The sequence below is a fragment of the Winogradskyella sp. genome, from assembly GCF_003712105.1.
Taxonomy (GTDB): domain Bacteria; phylum Bacteroidota; class Bacteroidia; order Flavobacteriales; family Flavobacteriaceae; genus Winogradskyella.
Genome location: NZ_RHLG01000003.1, coordinates 324907 through 344780 on the forward strand (window position 1 = coordinate 324907; position 19874 = coordinate 344780).

General features: G+C 32.3%; 25 protein-coding genes and 1 tRNA gene. 18 read left to right on the forward strand and 8 right to left on the reverse strand.

Annotation, left to right across the window (positions count from 1 at the left end):
* Positions 1-3: 3 nt before the first annotated feature.
* The 12 genes from ED556_RS09395 (at position 4) to ED556_RS09450 (ending at position 8384) form a co-directional block, all read left to right on the forward strand.
* Complete coding sequence (locus ED556_RS09395; protein WP_296322644.1) at positions 4-1485, forward strand: cryptochrome/photolyase family protein; 1482 nt, start codon at positions 4-6, stop codon at positions 1483-1485.
* Positions 1475-2965 (forward strand): FAD-binding domain-containing protein, encoded by a 1491-nt coding sequence (locus ED556_RS09400; protein ID WP_296322647.1) that lies wholly within the window; start codon positions 1475-1477, stop codon positions 2963-2965. The genes ED556_RS09395 and ED556_RS09400 overlap by 11 nt, the downstream gene beginning before the upstream one ends.
* 97 nt (positions 2966-3062) lie before the next feature.
* Complete coding sequence (locus ED556_RS09405) at positions 3063-3485, forward strand: hypothetical protein (protein WP_296322650.1); 423 nt, start codon at positions 3063-3065, stop codon at positions 3483-3485.
* Positions 3486-3495: 10 nt separating this feature from the next.
* Positions 3496-3762 (forward strand): TIGR03643 family protein, encoded by a 267-nt coding sequence (locus ED556_RS09410; protein ID WP_296322653.1) that lies wholly within the window; start codon positions 3496-3498, stop codon positions 3760-3762.
* 54 nt (positions 3763-3816) lie between these two features.
* Complete coding sequence (gene folE, locus ED556_RS09415) at positions 3817-4509, forward strand: GTP cyclohydrolase I FolE (RefSeq protein WP_296322655.1); 693 nt, start codon at positions 3817-3819, stop codon at positions 4507-4509.
* Positions 4510-4512: 3 nt separating this feature from the next.
* Positions 4513-4740 carry a hypothetical protein gene (locus ED556_RS09420; RefSeq protein WP_296322658.1) on the forward strand — a complete coding sequence of 76 codons (228 nt, stop codon included), beginning with the start codon at positions 4513-4515 and terminating at the stop codon, positions 4738-4740.
* Between the two features lie 3 nt (positions 4741-4743).
* Positions 4744-5427, forward strand: a complete 684-nt coding sequence (locus tag ED556_RS09425) for an SDR family oxidoreductase (protein WP_296322660.1) — start codon at positions 4744-4746, stop codon at positions 5425-5427.
* 5 nt (positions 5428-5432) lie between these two features.
* The gene (locus ED556_RS09430; RefSeq protein ID WP_296322663.1) at positions 5433-5972 is read left to right on the forward strand and encodes a glutathione peroxidase; all 540 of its coding nucleotides are present in this window, start codon (positions 5433-5435) and stop codon (positions 5970-5972) included.
* Between the two features lie 5 nt (positions 5973-5977).
* On the forward strand, positions 5978-6148 hold the full coding sequence (locus tag ED556_RS09435) for a Lacal_2735 family protein (protein WP_296322666.1): 171 nt from the start codon (positions 5978-5980) through the stop codon (positions 6146-6148).
* A 1-nt stretch (position 6149) separates the two neighbouring features.
* Complete coding sequence (locus tag ED556_RS09440) at positions 6150-6614, forward strand: TspO/MBR family protein (protein WP_296322668.1); 465 nt, start codon at positions 6150-6152, stop codon at positions 6612-6614.
* 2 nt (positions 6615-6616) lie between these two features.
* Positions 6617-7078 (forward strand): SRPBCC family protein, encoded by a 462-nt coding sequence (locus tag ED556_RS09445; RefSeq protein WP_296322671.1) that lies wholly within the window; start codon positions 6617-6619, stop codon positions 7076-7078.
* Between the two features lies 1 nt (position 7079).
* Entirely contained in the window at positions 7080-8384 is a 1305-nt protein-coding gene (locus ED556_RS09450; RefSeq protein WP_296322674.1) for a deoxyribodipyrimidine photo-lyase, read from the forward strand.
* Positions 8385-8534: 150 nt separating this feature from the next.
* On the opposite strand, the gene murA is transcribed toward ED556_RS09450, so the two are convergent.
* The 3 genes from murA to ED556_RS09465 form a co-directional block, all read right to left on the reverse strand.
* A complete protein-coding gene (gene murA, locus ED556_RS09455) occupies positions 8535-9842 on the reverse strand; it encodes a UDP-N-acetylglucosamine 1-carboxyvinyltransferase (protein WP_296322677.1) in 1308 nt (435 codons plus the stop codon).
* Positions 9843-9848: 6 nt separating this feature from the next.
* Positions 9849-10490: a DUF4290 domain-containing protein gene (locus ED556_RS09460; protein ID WP_296322680.1), complete on the reverse strand. Its 642-nt coding sequence runs from the start codon at positions 10488-10490 to the stop codon at positions 9849-9851.
* Between the two features lie 88 nt (positions 10491-10578).
* A complete protein-coding gene (locus ED556_RS09465) occupies positions 10579-10872 on the reverse strand; it encodes a DUF493 family protein (protein ID WP_296322684.1) in 294 nt (97 codons plus the stop codon).
* Between the two features lie 88 nt (positions 10873-10960).
* On the opposite strand from ED556_RS09465, the gene ED556_RS09470 reads away from it, so the two are divergent.
* From ED556_RS09470 to ED556_RS09490, 5 genes are all read left to right on the forward strand, one after another.
* Entirely contained in the window at positions 10961-11500 is a 540-nt protein-coding gene (locus tag ED556_RS09470) for an ATP-binding protein (protein WP_296322687.1), read from the forward strand.
* A gap of 1 nt (position 11501) precedes the next feature.
* On the forward strand, positions 11502-13397 hold the full coding sequence (locus ED556_RS09475) for an ATP-dependent DNA helicase RecQ (protein ID WP_296322690.1): 1896 nt from the start codon (positions 11502-11504) through the stop codon (positions 13395-13397).
* On the forward strand, positions 13390-14346 hold the full coding sequence (gene fmt, locus ED556_RS09480) for a methionyl-tRNA formyltransferase (protein ID WP_296322694.1): 957 nt from the start codon (positions 13390-13392) through the stop codon (positions 14344-14346). The genes ED556_RS09475 and fmt overlap by 8 nt, the downstream gene beginning before the upstream one ends.
* A 195-nt stretch (positions 14347-14541) precedes the next feature.
* On the forward strand, positions 14542-14814 hold the full coding sequence (locus tag ED556_RS09485; protein ID WP_296322696.1) for an HU family DNA-binding protein: 273 nt from the start codon (positions 14542-14544) through the stop codon (positions 14812-14814).
* Positions 14815-14945: 131 nt separating this feature from the next.
* On the forward strand, positions 14946-15500 hold the full coding sequence (locus tag ED556_RS09490; RefSeq protein ID WP_296322699.1) for a YqgE/AlgH family protein: 555 nt from the start codon (positions 14946-14948) through the stop codon (positions 15498-15500).
* Here ED556_RS09490 and ED556_RS09495 read toward each other — a convergent pair.
* Both ED556_RS09495 and ED556_RS09500 read right to left on the reverse strand, forming a co-directional pair.
* Entirely contained in the window at positions 15497-16345 is an 849-nt protein-coding gene (locus ED556_RS09495) for an aminotransferase class IV (protein ID WP_296322702.1), read from the reverse strand. The genes ED556_RS09490 and ED556_RS09495 overlap by 4 nt on opposite strands.
* A 57-nt stretch (positions 16346-16402) precedes the next feature.
* Positions 16403-16795: an START-like domain-containing protein gene (locus ED556_RS09500; protein WP_296322704.1), complete on the reverse strand. Its 393-nt coding sequence runs from the start codon at positions 16793-16795 to the stop codon at positions 16403-16405.
* Between the two features lie 127 nt (positions 16796-16922).
* Between ED556_RS09500 and ED556_RS09505 the strand changes: the two genes are divergently transcribed.
* Positions 16923-16996: transfer RNA gene (locus ED556_RS09505), tRNA-Met, on the forward strand.
* Positions 16997-17144: 148 nt separating this feature from the next.
* Here the strand turns inward: ED556_RS09505 and ED556_RS09510 are convergent.
* The 3 genes from ED556_RS09510 to ED556_RS09520 are packed head-to-tail and all read right to left on the reverse strand — an operon-like array spanning position 17145 to position 19823.
* The gene (locus tag ED556_RS09510; protein WP_296322707.1) at positions 17145-18119 is read right to left on the reverse strand and encodes a type I phosphomannose isomerase catalytic subunit; all 975 of its coding nucleotides are present in this window, start codon (positions 18117-18119) and stop codon (positions 17145-17147) included.
* A 35-nt stretch (positions 18120-18154) separates the two neighbouring features.
* Positions 18155-18622 (reverse strand): glycosyltransferase, encoded by a 468-nt coding sequence (locus tag ED556_RS09515; protein WP_296322710.1) that lies wholly within the window; start codon positions 18620-18622, stop codon positions 18155-18157.
* 16 nt (positions 18623-18638) lie between these two features.
* Positions 18639-19823, reverse strand: coding sequence for a glycosyltransferase (locus ED556_RS09520; protein WP_296322712.1), 1185 nt, complete (start codon positions 19821-19823; stop codon positions 18639-18641).
* Positions 19824-19874 lie beyond the last annotated feature (51 nt).

Sequence of the window (19874 nt, forward strand, 5' to 3'; positions counted from 1 at the left end):
AATATGAAAGAGGTAGCCATCATATTTCCGCACCAATTATTCAAGAATTCTCCAATTCTAGGATTAGATTGTGATATATATCTGGTTGAGGAATATCTATTTTTTAAGCAATATAAATTTCATAAACATAAGATAGCCTTTCATCGTGCTTCTATGAAAGCCTACGAGGATTATTTACAAAGCAAAGGCAAAAACGTAATTTACATAGAAGCTAACAATGATATTTCAGATATTAGGGAGTTCATTCCAATTCTAATCGAGAAAGGTATTGAGCTGCTTCATATAATAAATCCAACGGATAATTGGCTTGAAAAAAGAATAAATGTATTCAAATCTAACCTTGATATAATCTCGTACGAAAACCAACTATTTATCAATACAAAAGATGAGTTGAGTTCTTTCTTTAAAGCTTCAAAAAAGAAATTTTTTCAAACCGCTTTTTACAAAGAGCAACGGAAAAAACGAAATATTTTAATGGACGCTGGTACGCCTGTAGGCGGGAAATGGACCTATGACACTGATAACCGAAAAAAATATCCTAAAGGCAAAGTACCGCCAAGTATTCATTTTCCTGACGAAACAGAGTTTCATAAAGAAGCAACACATTATGTCAATGCTAATTTTAGTGATAACTACGGTGAAATTTCAGATTTTGTACGATATCCCATAAACTATGAAAGTGCAAACGATTGGCTGCAACAGTTTTTTAAAATTAGGTTCCATGAGTTTGGCATTTATGAGGATGCTATAGTAAAGGAAGACTGTTTCTTAAATCATAGTGTGCTTTCTCCATTAATCAATGTTGGACTGCTCGAACCCAAATATGTAATTGAAGAAGCCATATCCTATGCTTCAAAACATGACATTCCTTTAAATTCTACCGAAGGCTTTGTACGACAAATTCTTGGTTGGCGAGAATTCATCAGAGGTGTTTATGAAGTAAAAGGCACAGAAGAACGCACCAGAAACTTTTGGGGTTTTAATCGTAAAATTCCTAAATCTTTTTATGACGGTTTTACGGGCATTAAACCCATAGATGATGTTATAAAAAAGGTTTTAAAAACTGGATACTCGCATCATATTGAGCGTTTAATGATACTAGGGAATTTTATGGTGCTTTGTGAGTTTGACCCTGACGAAGTATATAGATGGTTTATGGAGCTTTTTATTGATGCCTACGATTGGGTGATGGTTCCTAATGTATATGGTATGAGTTTATATGCAGATGGTGGCTTAATGTCAACTAAACCTTATATAAGCAGTAGTAATTACATTATGAAAATGAGCAACTATTCTAAAGATGAATGGCAAAAAACTTGGGATGGTTTATTCTGGACATTTATGGATAAGCATCGTGATTTCTTTCTTAGTAATCCAAGGTTAGGAATGTTGATAAGAACATTTGATAAAATGACAATTGAAACAAGAGAAGCTCATTTAGAGAATGCCCGAATCTTTTTTGAAAAATTAGACAATGACAACTAAAGAAACGATAAATGTAGTTTGGTTAAAGCGCGATTTAAGACTTCATGACAATGAAGCAATTACGAATGCATTGAAGTCCAATAAGCGTGTACTCGTACTTTATGTTTTTGAGCATATACTTCTAAATGATAGTCATTATAGTGAGCGCCATTTCAATTTTATTAAAGAATCAATTAGAGATATTAATATTGAGTTAGAAGCTCATAACACAAAAGTGCTTTCAGTAACAAGTGACATCGCTAACGCCTTTAATAGTATCCAAGAAGCTTATAAAATTAATACGGTTTACTCACATGTAGAAACCGGATTACTAGTTACTTACAACAGAGATAAGGAGTTTACAAGATATTGTAGAAACAACTTTATTAATTGGGAAGAAAACAAAAATAATGGTGTCGAACGTGGTTTAGTAAATAGAGACAATTGGTTTGAAAATTGGGAAGACTATATGTGTCAAGATTTAGAGATATTTCAACCAAGTGATAATCAATTCTTAAATCTAGAAGAAATTAAGAGTTTAGAAGGCTTTTTATCAGTTACAGACTTAACTACACCCGTAGATACAAGTTTCCAAAAAGGTGGCTCAACAACTGGATGGAAATATGCTAATTCCTTTTTTGAACATCGTCATAAAGACTACATGTTTAATATTTCAAAACCTGAAAACTCTAGAACAAGTTGTAGTCGCATATCTCCATATATAGCTTGGGGCAATCTTTCTATTCGGCAGGTATTTCAAATAGGTAAAGACGTAAAAGAAAAGAGTAAAGATAAAAGACATATTGCCGCTTTTTTATCACGATTACGTTGGCAAGCTCATTTTATTCAAAAGTTTGAAATGGAACATACTATGGAACATGCTAGTGTTAATAAAGGTTACCATAAACTTAAAAAGAGTATATCTAAAAATTACCAAAAAGCATGGAAAGAAGGTCAATCCGGGTTTCCTCTTGTAGATGCTAGTATGCGTTGCTTAATAGAAACTGGTTATGTTAATTTTAGAATGCGTGCTATGCTTGCCTCATTCTTTACACATATTTTATGGCAACCATGGCAAGCTGCAACCACACACCTATCCCAACAATTTTTGGATTTTGAGCCAGGTATTCATTTTCCGCAATTACAAATGCAAGCAGGAGAAACTGGAATAAACAACCTTAGAATTTACAATCCAACGACAAACGGACTTAACCATGACCCAGAAGCAATATTCATTAGAAAATGGGTTCCAGAACTTGCGCACTTAGATACACCTTTTGTACATGAACCTTATTTAATGACAGAGATGGAACAAACATTTTACGGTTTAAAACTAGGGCAAGATTATCCTTTACCTATAGTAGACATAAAAGAAAACAGAAAACGAGCCAGTGATATTCTTTGGAATTTAAAGAAAGATCCAGAAGTGAAAAAAGAAAGTTTTCGGATTTTAAAACGACATACTATAGCAGATAGAAACCGAATGTTACGCAACGAGTAACTGACTGATTTTCATATAGTTTTTCTTACACTCTTAATTCTCTGTTAATTTTGTTTAACTTTTTTTAATTAATGTTAAACATTTTGTAGATTTGAGTATGATTTTGAACACAACACATCATAGTTCTGACCACAAACAAATGATCAATGACTTAGTTGGCAGTCCTTTTAGTTTGGTACAGAAATTGAAATTAAATGGTGTGGGCTCAAAGCGAATGATTATTGATGAAGTAAGCCCAAATATGCATGGACTAATGAATTCAGTAGCAGATATAAATTATGGTAATATCGAATTACGTCCTCAAGGCATTTTGGTATTTATTAACAAAGGTCTGCAGAATTTTACATGGGTAATACCATATTATCAATTGGTCATTTATAAGACTAATGGTTCTAGCATTCATGCCCAAGGACGATTTGTTCACTTTAGAAATAACAAAACATTTAAAGAGAATAAAAAGTTTTTTGATAAGCTTTTGAATGAAAAGGTGAAGTACGATATGCAATTTGCAATGCCCTAAGCTATCGATTATGGATGATGTAAAAATTGACAGAATTATTGAAATGGCATGGGAAGATAGAACACCCTTTGATGCAATTACATTTCAATTTGGGTTAAAGGAGCAAGAAGTCATTCAATTAATGCGAAAAGAATTAAAGCCAAGTAGCTTTAGATTGTGGAGAGAACGCGTGCAAGGAAGAGCTACAAAACATAGCAAGAAAAGAAACTTTGACAAAGGCAGATTTAAATGCTCAAGACAAAGAACAATAACAAATAACTCTATATCAAAACGTTAACCGTGCTTTGATTTAAGATTGGAGTCCTTAAAGACAGCACATAAAAAAGAACAGATGGAAACAAAAACAATTCCTAATCAAAACGGTCACTCCTTAAATGGTCTTACCATTGATGACATTGGCAATGACCATTTATTTACAAGTTTAGACACACCAATGAAGCCTAATGCTTTTGACATGTCTGACCAAGAGAAGAAAGAACGTATTTCAATTTTATTTGGCGAAATAATGGACGTTTTAGGTTTAGACCTTGCTGACGATTCATTAAAAGGTACACCTGATAGAGTTGCCAAAATGTATATCGAAGAAATTTTCTCAGGATTAAACCCAAAGAACAAACCAAAAGTTGCATTGTTTGATAATAAATATCAATACAACCAGATGCTAGTGGAAAAGAATATTACATTTTATTCTAACTGCGAGCATCACTTTGTTCCGATAATTGGAAAAGCACATGTGGCTTATATCTCTTCAGGTAAAGTCATTGGCTTATCAAAGTTAAATAGAATTGTTCAGTACTATGCTAAGCGACCACAAGTGCAAGAACGCCTAACGGAGCAAATAGCTAATGAATTAAAAACAGTTTTAGAAACAGAAGATGTAGCAGTAATTATAGATGCGAAACACTTATGTGTGTCTTCTAGAGGTGTTAAGGATGACACTTCATCTACTGTGACAACATATTACGGTGGAAAGTTCAACACACCGCAAAAAATAGTTGAATTACAAAATTACATAAACAATTAGACCATGGACATACTAGAAAGAGCAAATGAGTTTGAAAACAGAAAGTTTTCATTTAAAACTACAAGTGATAGGATCTTAGCAGCTAGAGAAGCAAAAGAAATTATCCTAGGTGTTAATGAAGTTTACAAAAAACAGAAAGATATTAAGTTAATGGACTTAATGAAGCGCCTAACAGTAATAAAACAAAAAATAGAAAAACGACTTAAAGGTCGTCCACTAACTGCTGCTTAGTATATGAAGACATATGTAATTGTTGGTGGAAGTAAAGGTATTGGCAATGCCATTTTATCTGCTTTACTTCCATCTAACAAGGTTATAAATATTAGTAGGACTGCTCCTACTCAATCTCACACTAATTTAACACACTACAGTTGTGATATTATCAATGATAATTTACCTGATATTCAAGAAGCGGACACTTTAATTTATTGTCCAGGAAGTATTAATCTTAAGCCTATAAATAGGTTGAGTCTTGAAGACTTTAAAAATGATTTTGAAATTAACGTCCTTGGAGCAGTAAAAACTATTCACAAGTATTTACCACTTCTTAAAAATGGAAATAATCCTTCTATTTTACTTTTTAGTACAGTAGCAACAAAACTAGGCATGCCATTTCATGCTAGCGTGGCTGCTTCAAAATCTGCAATAGATGGATTAACCAAATCTTTAGGTGCAGAATTAGCGCCTACTATTCGTGTTAATGCCATTGCTCCTACTGTTACTGATACAGATTTAGCTTCAAAATTATTAAGAAATGAAAGGATGATAGAAAACATGAATGAACGTCATCCGCTCAAAAAATATTTACAACCACAAGAAGTTGCAGATATGGCAACGTTCCTCACATCAGAAAAAGCGGCATCAATTTCAGGGCAGATATTTGAAATGGACTGTGGTATAGTAAACTTTAAAATTTAATTACAATGAATCCCCTAAAAGTACTAGTTAATACCATTTCAGGAGCAGAAGTTGATACTTCAGTTAAAGCAAACGCTTCCATATATAATATCGAAATCAATAATTTACAAGGTCAACCTGTAGATTTAAATGACTATAGAGGTAAATACATATTGTTTGTAAATGTTGCTTCCAAATGTGGATTTACGCCTCAATATAAAGAGTTACAAGAGTTACAAGATATGTATCCCAACGAATTGGCTATTATTGGTGTACCATGTAATCAATTTGGCGCTCAAGAACCAGGAAGTCCTGAAGATATTCAAAAATTTTGTGAGGTTAATTACGGCGTGAAATTCCTAATCACTGAAAAAATTGATGTCAAAGGATTTAACCAGCATCCATTATATGCTTGGTTAACAAACAAAGACTTGAATGGTAAACTGAACACATCTGTTAAATGGAATTTTCAGAAATATCTTGTTAGTGAAAAAGGAGAATTAATAGACTTCTATTTCTCCATTACAAAACCTACAAATTCAAGAATAACAAAACATATAAAATAAAAGCTATGTTAGGATTATTTAAAAAAGTATCTGAAGCTGAAAAACTTCAAAAAAAGTATGAAAAGTTAATGTCTGATTGGCATAAGCTCTCAACTACTAATCGAGCAGAAAGTGATAAAAAATATGGTGAAGCGCAAAAGGTTCTAGATCAAATAACTGCTTTAAAATCTAGTTAAATTGAAAAAGCTCTACTATTTTTTAATCTTTTTGATTATAAATTTTGGTGGACTTGCTCTGGGAATTTGGCTCATGAATGGCGAAACTACTGGACAATGGTATATTAACCTTAATAAAGCACCTTGGGAACCACCAGGGCTAGTTTTTGGATACGCATGGACACTAATAATGATTTGTTTCTCGTGGTATTTGGCAGAGCTATTTTACGATAGAGGATCAAAATTTTTATGGTCACTTTACACGTTTCAAGTCATACTAAATGTAAGCTGGAATTGGATATTCTTCAACCAGCACTTTACTAAATTTGGCTTAATTGTAATAATAATGCTATTACTGGTAATTATATATTACTTCATTACCTTTAGAAACGACCGATTAAAACACGCTAAATATCTATTACTACCATATATTATTTGGCTTTGTATTGCTACATCGCTAAATGGATATATAGTTTTTAATAATTAGTAATGAAAATATATACACTTCACAAAAAACAAAACTTACCCATAACTGTTGACCAAGCTTGGGAGTTTCTATCTAGCCCTAAAAATCTTAAAACCATAACACCAGATTATATGGGTTTTAATATACTATCTGGAGCAGATAGACCTATGTTTCCTGGTCAAATCATCCAATATATAGTAACACCCGTTATGGGCATAAAAACGAAATGGGTTACAGAAATTACACATGTTAAAGACAAGGAATATTTTGTAGATGAGCAACGTTTTGGTCCATATGCATTATGGCATCATAAACACTTTATAAAAGAGATTAATGGTGGTGTTGAAATGGAAGACATTATAGATTATAAAATTCCTTTAGGTATACTTGGGCAATTAGTTCACCCATTTTTAGTTAAACCTAAACTAGAGGAAATATTCAACTACAGAACTAAGAAATTAGAAGAACTCTTCGGAAAATACTAATATGAAATCTCCAATAAATATATTTTGGTTTAGAAGAGATTTGCGATTACAAGATAATACCGGTTTATTTAATGCTTTAGATGGCGACTTACCGGTATTACCTATCTTTATATTCGATTCTAAAATTTTAGACAAACTTCCAAGGCAAGATGCACGAGTATCATTCATTCATGATACTTTGCAAGCCTTAAATAAGCAACTACAAGATGAGCATAACAGTGGTATTGGGATGTTTCATGGTAAACCAATTGATGTCTTTACCAAACTAACAGAAAGATTCGAAATACAAAATGTTTATACCAATCATGACTACGAACCTTATGCCACTAAACGCGATATTGAAATTGAAGCCTTATTAACTAAAAATGGCATCAGGTTTCATACATATAAAGACCAAGTTATTTTTGAAAAAAATGAGATTGTTAAAAAAGATGGTAATCCATATGTAGTATATACACCATACATGCGGGTTTGGAAAGAAACATTTAAAAACTCAGAATTAAAGTTTTTTCCATCAGAAAATAATCTACATCATACTCTAAAGCAAGTCAATTTCCCAAATCTTACCTTAAACGACATAGGATTTGAAGAAACCGAACAAAAGATTGCACCATATGAAGTGACTCCGGAGCTCATTCAAAATTACGAAGCTACGCGGAACTTTCCGAGCAAAGATGCAACATCACGACTAGGACCTCATCTTAGGTTTGGTACAGTCAGTGTAAGACGAATGATCGAAAAAGCTATAGCCGAAGAAAACGAAATCTTTTGGCAAGAGTTGATATGGCGAGAATTTTTTATGCAAATTTTATGGCATTTTCCGCATACTCATAATAAAGCTTTTAAATCTAAATACGATAGAATAGAGTGGAGAAACAATGCCCATGAATTTAAGAAATGGTGCGAAGGCAAAACAGGTTATCCATTAGTAGATGCTGGTATGCGACAACTTAATGAAACAGGTTTTATGCACAATCGTGTGAGAATGTTAGTAGGAAGTTTTCTGTGTAAACATTTGCTTATAGATTGGCGTTGGGGCGAAGCTTATTTTGCCGAAAAATTGCATGACTATGATATGGCTAGTAACGTAGGTAACTGGCAATGGGTTGCTGGTTCAGGAGTTGACGCATCACCATATTTTAGAATCTTTAATCCTACATCTCAAATTCAAAAATTTGATAAAGAGCTAAACTATATTAAGAAATGGGTGCCAGATTTTGAAGAATTGACATATCCACATCCTATTGTAGACCATAAATTTGCTAGAGAACGTTGTCTTGAAGTGTATAAAACAGCTTTAAACTAATTTTTTAAGAATTTACACAATAAAACAAAAAGTCTGCCGTTACAAAATTAAGACATGCATGTCTTAGACGGAATAACCATTTCAAAAAACAATTAAAAAAGCTCTGATTATCAGAGCTTTTTTTATTCATTTTAATATAAAACTAGAATTTTATAGTCGTTCTATTTTTGCTCCTATAGCACGTAATCTACCATCAATATTCTCATAACCACGGTCTATTTGCTCAATATTATGAATCGTAGACGTGCCTTTAGCAGAGAGTGCTGCAATTAAAAGGGAAACACCGGCTCTAATATCTGGCGATGTCATAGTTGTTGCCTTTAACTGAGATTTAAAGTCATGTCCAATAATGGTTGCTCTGTGTGGATCACACAAAATAATTTTAGCTCCCATATCAATTAATTTATCGACAAAAAATAATCGACTTTCAAACATCTTCTGATGCACAATTGCACTTCCTCGGGCTTGTATTAGTACCGTTAAGACTATACTCAACAAATCTGGCGTAAAACCTGGCCACGGTGCATCTGCAATAGTTAATATTGAATCATCAATATAACTTTGTATTTCATAACCATCTTTATGCTCAGGTATATAGATGTCATCACCATTTCGTTCAACTGTAATTCCAATCTTTCTAAATACGTTTGGTATAACACCCAAATCGTCCCAGCTTACATTTTTAATAGTCAATTCACTCTTAGTCATTGCAGCAAGACCTATCCAACTTCCTATTTCAATCATATCTGGAAGCATTCTATGGTCTGTACCACTAAGAGCTTTAACACCTTCAATAGTTAGTAAATTAGAGCCGACACCAGATATTTTTGCTCCCATTCTGTTAAGCATCTTACAGAGTTGCTGTAAATATGGTTCGCAAGCTGCATTGTAAATGGTTGTTTTACCTTTTGCTAGTACGGCTGCCATGACAATGTTAGCAGTTCCAGTAACAGATGCTTCGTCGAGAAGCATATAGGTACCTTTTAATTCTTTGGCTTCGACACCATAGAAGTAATCTTCTCTATTGTATCTAAATGAAGCACCAAGTTTAATAAAACCTTCAAAATGGGTGTCTAATCGACGTCTACCTATTTTGTCACCACCAGGCTTTGGTATATAGCCTTTTCCAAATCTTGCTAATAATGGTCCAACAATCATGATAGAACCTCTTAAACCACGTCCTTCAACTTTAAAAGCTTCAGATTCTAGATAGTTAAGGTTAATATTCTCTGCCTTGAATGAATACTTATTTGGCGCAAGTTTTTTAACTTCAACACCGAGATTACTTAATAACTTTATAAGCTTATTTACATCTACGATGTCTGGGATATTGTCAATAGTAACTGTTTCTGGTGTTAATAAAACTGCGCATAATATTTGCAATGCTTCATTTTTAGCACCTTGTGGTGTAATATCACCTTTTAGCTGATGACCACCTTCTATTTTAAATGTTCCCATTGATTATTAATAGCGTTTTCTATTATTGGAATATTTCTTTTTATTCTTTTTACCGCCTTTATTACCATACTTAGATTTAGTGCGTAAGAGACTACTAGAATCGCTTAAATCTTCAGTGCTATTCTTAAGGTTAAGTTTTCCTTCAGACAGTTCGAAAAGATGGTCGTAAATAACGCTGTCTTCAACTGTATCTTTATTCCAGTTTAAGAAGCATTTTTTCATATGGTTAGCTATGGTATAAACCAGAGCATCTTTCATTTCGCCATCTTCCCAAGTTATCGCTACATCTATCATTGTTTTTATATTATTTCCATAAAAACGATACTTTGGATGATTTTGAGGGTATTTTAATGGCTCGGGTCTCGCCTGAAGCACTTCCTTAATAGGCTTGTCGTAAGGAGAATCTACATCAATATCAAAATCAGCCATGATAAATAACTGATCCCAAAGCTTGTGCTGAAAGTCAGGCACATCTCGCAAATGAGGTTGTAAATTTCCCATGACAGAGATAATTGCTTTTGCCAATCTATTTCGTTCTTCCTTTGTTTCGCGAGTTTTAGCATGATTAATCATTTTCTGTAAATGACGGCCATACTCCGGAATAATTAAATGCTCACGTTCTGTATTGTATTCTAAATCGTCTATCAAAATTGTAAAAATGTGTAGTAATAAAATAACGAACCTGCAGTCACTGGTTCTGTCGCAAAGTACAAAATTTTGTATTGGTAAACTAAAATTATAACGAAATTACACCTTCTATTTTCTCGGCAACTTCTTTATACTTGGCAATAACTTGATCTGGGTTCTTCATACGTAGGTTTATAGATACGCTTGTATAATTACCATTTTTAGATTCAGTAGTATTAATAACAGCGCCAAGATTATCAAATAAATTTTCAAGTTTTTTAATTTTATCAGGGTCTGTTTTTACAATAAACTTGTACAAATACTCTGTAGGCCAAAGTGCAGTATCTTGCAACTGAGTCTTGAGTTTTTTATAGAATGCTTCCGATTTTTGTGATGAATCCATATACAAATTTTGAAACGCAAAGATACACTTAACTTTATAGTATTTTTTAATTTTAATTGCGATTTTTGTAATTAAAATACGTCAATATTTGAATCCAATAAAAATAGCTATAACTGGTGGTCCAGGTTCAGGCAAAACTTCTATAGTAAATGCGCTTAAAGAACAAGGCTATTTATGTTATGATGAAATCTCCAGACAAGTTACCTTAGAAGCTAGAAAAGAAGGCATTGAGCAATTGTTTTTAACTAAACCATTATTGTTTAGTGAAAAACTTCTTGAGGGTCGAAAACATCAATTTTTGCAAGCTGCAACTGAAAATACAGAGGTTGTGTTTTTAGATCGAGGCTTGCCAGATATACTTGCTTATATGGATTATATTGGGGATACCTATCCTGAGGAATTTATACAGACGTGCAAAAACTACAAATACGACACTACATTTATTCTTGGACCATGGGAAGATATTTTTGTGTCGGACAGTGAACGTTACGAAAATTTTGAACAGGCCGTTTTAATTCATAACCATTTGGTTAACACTTATGAGAAATTTGGTTACCAATTAATCGAAGTTCCTTTCGGAACAATTGAAGAACGCACGAGTTTTATCATAGAGGCATTACCTTTGTAATATGCATCCTATTCAAGTATTAGAGCGGTATTGGAATTACACATCCTTTAGACCATTACAGGAAGATATCATAAATGCTGTATTGGATAATAATGATACGTTTGCTCTTTTACCTACAGGTGGCGGAAAATCTATTTGTTTTCAAATTCCTGCACTAATAAAACCTGGTCTTTGTATTGTTATTTCTCCACTTGTTGCATTAATGCAAGACCAAGTCAACACCCTAAAACAAAAAGGAATAAAAGCAATTGCTATTACTTCTGGCCTATCCTATAATGACTTAGACACACAATTAGACAATTGCATCTATGGTAATTACAAATTTTTGTATTTATCTCCTGAACGACTTCAACAACCAATTGTACAAGAGCGAATTCAGCAAATGGATGTTAATCTTATAGCAGTAGATGAAGCACATTGTATAAGCCAATGGGGAAATGATTTTAGACCAGCTTACAGAGAAATAAATGTGTTAAGACAACTTAAGCCAAGTGTTAATTGTATTGCACTGACAGCCACTGCAAAAGAAAATGTTATTGTAGATACCATATCTGCATTAGATTTTTTTGATCTAAAACTGTTTAAAGCATCTTTCTATAGAGAAAATATTAGTTATCAAGTAACACATACAGAAGACAAAAATTTTCAACTCAAACTGCTTTTAAATGAAAATAAGGGTGCTTCAATTATTTATGTGAGAAGCAGAAAAGCGACTTTGGAATTAAGTAACTACTTAAAACGTAATGGCTTTGAAGCAACTAATTATCACGGTGGATTATCAACATCAGAAAAAAAAGAACGTCTTAATGATTGGACCACTAATAAAACACCTATAATGGTTGCGACTACTGCTTTTGGTATGGGTATTGACAAAGCAGATGTAAGATCTGTAATACATTATAATCTGCCAGAAAGCCTAGAGAGTTATTATCAAGAAGCAGGCAGAGCTGGGCGTGATGGTAAAAAATCTATTGCAGTAATTCTGAAAAAAAACATAGATGAAGACAAGCTTAAATCACAATTTTTAAGTGTTTTACCAACTGTAGATGTCTTAAAGCATGTTTATAAAAAGTTGTGTAACTATTTTCAGATTTCATATGGTGAAGGTGAATACACGTCTCACCTACTCAACTTTAAAGATTTTTGCAAAACCTACAATTTAAAAACGGCTTTAACTTATAATGCATTAAAAGCTCTTGACACTAATAGCATTATTTCTTTGGAACAGCAGTTTAATTATAGAACTACCATCCAATTCAAAATATCTAATCATGAGCTTACAAATTATCTAATAGCAAACAAAAATCAGAATGTGGTTATTAAATCCATTTTAAGAACGTATGGTGGCGTATTTGACTTTATTACAAAGATTAATTTAGATATTATAGCTAGTAAATCTGAACAAGACGTTAATACGGTTATTGCAATACTTAAAGACCTTCAAAACCAAAACATCATAGAATTAAAGATTGCTAATACGGATTCTGAAATAACATTTATAAAACCTCGTGAAGACGAAAAAACAATCAACCCAATTGTAAAAAACATACAGCAGCAGCAAAAACTCAAGCAAGAACAAATAGATGCTGTAATTGCGTACACAAATAATACTGAAACATGTAAAAGCATACAATTATTAGACTATTTTGGTGAAAAGACACCAGATAATTGCAATATTTGCTCTGTGTGTTTATCAAAACAACCTGAGCCAAAATCTACTAAAGAAGACATAAAAATTGCTGTTTTAGAACTCCTTAAGCAGAAAGATGTCTCATCAAGAGATTTGCTCGCTAAACTAAATTGTAATCAAAACTTACTTTTAGAGGTAATTGGTACACTTGTTGAGGACGAAAAAATTAAAATTACAAGTACAAATACTTATCGCATAAATGACTAAGAAAAGAGATATAAGAATAGTATTCATGGGCACTCCAGATTTTGCAGTTGCAACTTTAAAAGTGCTTTTAGAAAACAATTATAATGTAGTTGGTGTAATTACTGCTCCTGATAGACCTGCAGGTAGAGGACGAAAATTAAAAGCCTCAGCTGTAAAAGAATTTGCTGTAGAACATAATTTGAATGTGCTACAGCCTACAAACTTAAAATCCGAGGAATTTGTTGAAACCTTAAAATCTTTAAAGGCCAACCTTCAGGTTGTGGTTGCCTTTAGAATGTTACCGGAAGTCGTATGGAGAATGCCAGAATATGGCACTTTTAATCTTCATGCGTCATTATTACCGCAATATAGAGGTGCAGCACCCATACATTGGGCAATTATTAACGGAGAAACTAAAACAGGCGTAACAACATTCTTTATAGATGAGAAGATTGACACTGGTGCAATTATAGATTCAGATGAAATAAATATTAGTGAAGAAGAAACTGTTGGTTCACTTCATGATAAACTCATGAATCTAGGAAGTAATCTTGTTATTAAAACTGTAAATCAAATTGAATCCAATACTGTTACGACTAAAGTACAGCCTAAAATAGAGAATCTTAAAACAGCATATAAACTAAATAAGGAAAACTGTAAGATAGACTGGAATGATTCTTTAGACAATATATATAATAAGATTAGAGGATTAAACCCTTTTCCATCCGCATGGTGTTTCTTAGACAATAATGACAAAAACGTTGCTATTAAAATCTTTAATATTGCTAAAACATATTCAAAACATAATTATAATACCGGCGCTATAATAATTATGGATAATGAAATGAAAGTAGCTTGTAAAAATGGCTTTGTTAGAATTCATGAATTACAACTTCCTGGGAAACGAAAAATGGAAATAAAATCGCTATTAAATGGTTATAATTTTGAAAAAAACGCAAAACTGCTCTAAACCCTTATGAGCATTGCGTTTAGGAAAAAATCCGATAAAACGCACTCCGTTATTAACAAATGACTCAAGTTATTAACAAAACCCCGTATTTACTGGGCTAATTCTTGTAAGAACCGATTATCCGTATAAATTTGTTACAGATTTTAACATTTATGTTTAAAGTCTTCTAATTAATAATTTAAAATTTAAACTTTTATGAACAAAACAGATTTAATCAACAGTATGGCTGAAAACGCAGGTATCACTAAAGCTGCTGCTAAAAAAGCGTTAGACGGTTTATTAATTGATATCGAAGGAGCATTACAAAAAGGTAATAGAGTATCTTTAGTAGGTTTTGGATCTTGGTCAGTATCTAGAAGAGCTGCAAGAGATGGAAGAAATCCTCAAACTGGTAAGACAATTAAGATTAAAGCTAAAAATGTAGTAAAGTTTAAGGCAGGTTCTGACTTAAGCAGCGCAGTAAACTAAGCTTTATCATTTACAATATTTAAAAAGCTTGCTTTTATAGCAGGCTTTTTTTATTGCCAAAATGTTGCATTTACAATTGTATATATAAAATATATTTGTAAATTGTAGGTAACAACCCAACCTAATTACCTGTGGAAAAGCCAGAAAAAGGAAGTTTATTAATAGCCGAACCTTCTATTATAGGAGACCTGTCTTTTAATAGAGCTGTTATACTTTTGGCAGACCATAACCAGTTAGGTTCTGTAGGATTTATATTAAATAAAAAATTAGACTTTAACTTAAAAGACTTAATCGAAGGTACAGATTCTGACTTACCTATTTTTAATGGTGGACCTGTGGAGCAAGATAATTTGTATTTTATTCATAAGTCTCCTGAGTTAATCCCAAATAGTGTGGAAATTTCGGAAGGTATCTTTTGGGGTGGTGACTTTTCTACAGTATTAGAATTGATAAATACGCAAAGAATTACATCTAGAGATATAAAGTTCTTTTTAGGATATTCTGGATGGGAAGAAAATCAGTTAGTTTCAGAACTTAAATCACAAGCTTGGTTGGTTTCAGAAAACACCCTTAAAAATAATATCATTTCTAAAAGCAGCTCAGAATTTTGGAAAGAGAAAATGTTGGAATTAGGTGGTGAATATTTGATTTGGTCTAATGCTCCTGAAAATCCAAGCTATAACTAAGCCAATCGTAATTTTACATTTAGTAATTTAATGATCTCTTTTGCCGTAGTATTTGAAAATGCTTTTTTTCGATATTTACCAACTGATTGTATACCTATAATAGTATTAGTAATAAATAATTCGTCAGCTTTTTGTAGTTCAAAAGGAGAAATCGAAGCTTCTTCTAAAACATAGTTAGGATTATTTTGCAATACGCTTAGTATCTGCTTTCGCATTACACCCTTTAGACATCCATCTTCTAAAGGCGGCGTTTTAATGGTATCACCTTTGACTAAAAAAAGGTTCCCGTTAAGCGCTTCAATGACATTTTTATTAGTGTTTAAAACTAAGCAATTATCTAAGTCATTTTCCTCGGCATAAATGCTTCCTATTATTTGTATGGCTTTATTATTAGACTTTAATCCTGATAATAGTCCTGGAGCAACATAATAGTCTTTATATAAATCCACTAGGTAATCCTCAAACGGATTAATATTATAAAAAACATTATCTAGTTCTTCGGTAACAATATTATAACCAACACTAGTATTTTTGGATGGTAGATATTTACCGCCTTGTCCTCTATCTACTGTTAGCCTTACTCTAGCTGATTTAGTATTATGATTAGCCTCAACAGTTTTTAAAATCTCCTCTTCAAAAAATTCCATAGTAAAATGCATAGGAATATCCATTCTCATTATGCGCATTGAAGACATTAATCTAAAATAATGGTCTTCAAGAAAAAACACTTTAGAGTTTACTACACGTAATGTTTCAAATAAAGCATCACCATATTTATAACCTCTATTTTCTAAGGATATATTTGCTTTAGAAGAATCGACTAAACTTCCATTTTTGTTTACCATAAAAAAAGTCCCAAATATATTTTGGGACAAAGATAATGCTTGTGTGTTATAATTGATTTAAGCTGAGCCTAAAACTTGTTTTAAACTACCAATCATGTTCTCCCATAGCATTTTAGATTCTTCAATTTCATCTTCATCTGAAAAATCGGTAACAATAAGAGATACATCTTTAGTTATTTCATCAACTTGTATGCGTATTTCAAAATAATAGGTATTTCCATCTTCTTCATCCTCTAACCATCTAAATTTCACACGCTCGGCACTCTTTTTTAATAAAAGTTTTGCTTGTTCTTCACTTCCATCCCAAATAAATGTAAATAGTTCTCCTCTACTATTAACGTTATCTGCATACCATTCTGACAATCCAGAAGGTGTTGATATATACTGAAATAACAATGATGGGGAAGCATGTATAGGAAACTCTAATTCATACTTAATTTTATCGTCCATATAAGAAAAATTATATGCTCAATATATACAATTATGCCTCAATTCAAAACTTTAATTAAAATATTTTTTTTTAGAACCATCTGTTTGTTGTCTTTGAATTTGTTTTTATATTTGCAGCCGCAATAATGGCGAGGTAGCTCAGTTGGTTAGAGCGTCGGATTCATAACCCGGAGGTCTCGAGTTCAAATCTCGATCTCGCTACAGCAGTAAAGGCTTGATGTATTCATCAAGCTTTTTTTATGAGCAATATTCAAGCTTGCTGCAATATGCATGGGAATAAAAACAATTGAGGTGGTAAATCACGAAAGCCTTTACTATTGCCAAGGCCAATTATTAACGATATCAATAGTTATAAATTGTTAACATAGATTTCCAAAAATTTAGCGCTGAATCCATTGAATTGTACACTTTTACAGGTTGCTGGTATTAATACAGTTTCGCCTTTCGAGACAAATTCACCGATACCATCAATGGTAACTTTGGCTTTTCCATCAACACACATAAATATTTTAAATGAATCAATATTATCATAGTTTCGTTTATCTGACTCTATTACCTCAAAAATATTTGTGGTAAAAAAATCACAGTCTACTAAATTGCTAGTTTGATTATGTTTTAAGTGGTATTTAACCTTACTGTTAGATTTAAATACCTTAGTTGCTTTTATTGCTAATTCGGTATGTAATTCTCTTTTATTGCCAACTTTATCAATTCTATCCCAATCATATACTCTATACGTCACATCACTAGTTTGTTGAATCTCAGCTGCCAAAACACCAGCGCCGATGGCATGCACCTTTCCGGCAGGAATGAAATAGCTATCACCTTCTTTTACTTTATTAGTATTGAAAAATTTTTCAACGTTTTTAGCGCTAATTTCATTCAAAACATCTTTCGATATTTTATTGTTTTTTAGTCCCAATATTATTTCCGCATCTTTTTCACTTTCCATTATATACCACATCTCAGTTTTGCCAAAAGTGTCGTGATATGTCATCGCCATTTTATCATCAGGATGTACCTGCACAGATAAGTCTGACTTAGCATCCAAAAACTTAATCAATAAAGGAAATTTGTAACCATAGACTGATATATTATGTGCTCCGAGGAAATCACCTCCGAAGTTTCTTATTAAATCATTTAATGACTTTCCTTTATAAAGACCGTTAGATACAACTGAAACATTCCCATCAACACCAGATATTTCCCAGCTTTCCCCGATATTTTTTGACATTGTATTTTTATTTAAAACCTTAGACAGTTTTTCACCTCCCCAAATTTTTTCTTTTAATATTGGTCTGAATTTAATTGGATATGCTTCCATACTATAAATTTTAAAGTTTTGAGTGTTCTTTGTTACTAATTGTACTTTAAATCTTGAGATTGAAAATAATCGAGAATTGAAAAAACACTTTTTAGTAATGTTGATTTAACGCGTTGTATTTGGTTAATTTTTCTCTCGAAATTGATGATTTCATCCCTTTCTAAATTGATTGATTTAATAATATCATTGAGATCATAATTGAGTCTTTTAATTTCATTGACATCAATAAAACCTATATGTTTTAAATCGAAACTATTGGACATAAATCTAGCACCTGCACGTTTTGCAGATTCTATACTCACTTTCTTTTTTATTTGTACTACTGATACTAAATGTTCGCAATTTTTCTTCACTTCCAAGATTTTTTCTAGAGTGTCGTCCTTACTATTATTATCTACAAGACAAATTTTAGCATCAATTATTGATGCAATATTCTTTACAACAATCTTAGGTTTTATATCATCAGAATTGTTATGAAATATGATAATTATTCCTATACTCATTATTAATCTAGTATTGTTAAACTATTCCTAACTGATCTGTAAGTGTATTGTTTTTCCTATTTTTATTTCTATACACCCAAGCAATTTGAGCTAATTGCATTACAATTTTTATAGAATCTTTCATAGATAGTTTAGAACCATCTGCGTGTATCCAACGCTTAAGAGGTTTTTCGCAAAGCATTGTTTTAGCTTTTTTAAGACCGAAGTGAATCGTAATCCTTTTAAAAATCTCTACATCAAATATCCACCGCGTTACAAACTTTCTACTAAAAGCAACATCAATAACATCTTTGTGGAAAATTTTGGCCCCACATTGAGTGTCTTTGAAGTTCATCGAAAGAATTTTTCTTATAATATAATTTATAGTTAGGCTTATTACTTTTCTTGCAGACTCTTTAGTGATATTTGCTCCCATTCTAGAAATACGAGACCCACTGACAATTTTATACTCCGATTCCTCCATTGTTTTTACTAAATCATCAAAATCTGATAAATCTGTAGATAAATCTGCATCCAAAAATCCGATATAATCCAAATCACTCTTCTTTGCCATATGCAATATACCTAACCTTACAGCTTCTGCCTTTCCACCATTCTTCTCGCAATTATAAACTGAAATAAAATCTTCTCTACCCTTCTGTAAATCGTTCAAAACTTCAAGAGTTTTGTCTTTACTACCGTCATTAACGAAACATAAATGGTATCCTGAATTTTGATTTACAAAACTCAAAAATTCATTGCTTAACAATCGTTCTTCTTCATTATAACATGGGATGACCACACCAACACATCGTTTTTGAATTATTATATTATTTTCTTCGTTTATACTCTTATTTAAACCCGGCGCCCCGATTAATCGCTTTACTCTGGCACAAATTTCAGCTAGACTTAAAGGTTTTTTCATATAATCGTTAATACCAAGTTCAAACGCTTTTGTTATAGCATCATTTTTTGTATTACCAGATAATATCATTATTGGCGTTTCAGACGCCCTTGTAATTCTTATATGAGTTACGACATCAAAACCAGAAACACCTGGCATATTAATATCTACAATTACTAAATCTGGTTTGAATTCATCATATAATACTAAACCTTTAGTAGCATCTGTCTCAATTACCACTTCGTAGCCCAATTCCATTAATCGTTTTGCCAACGGAAGTAGCACTAATTGTTGATCGTCTATGGCTAAAACCTTCATATTTCTTTGTTTTTGTGTTTAAATTTCAGTCTAAAAGTACTTTTATTGACC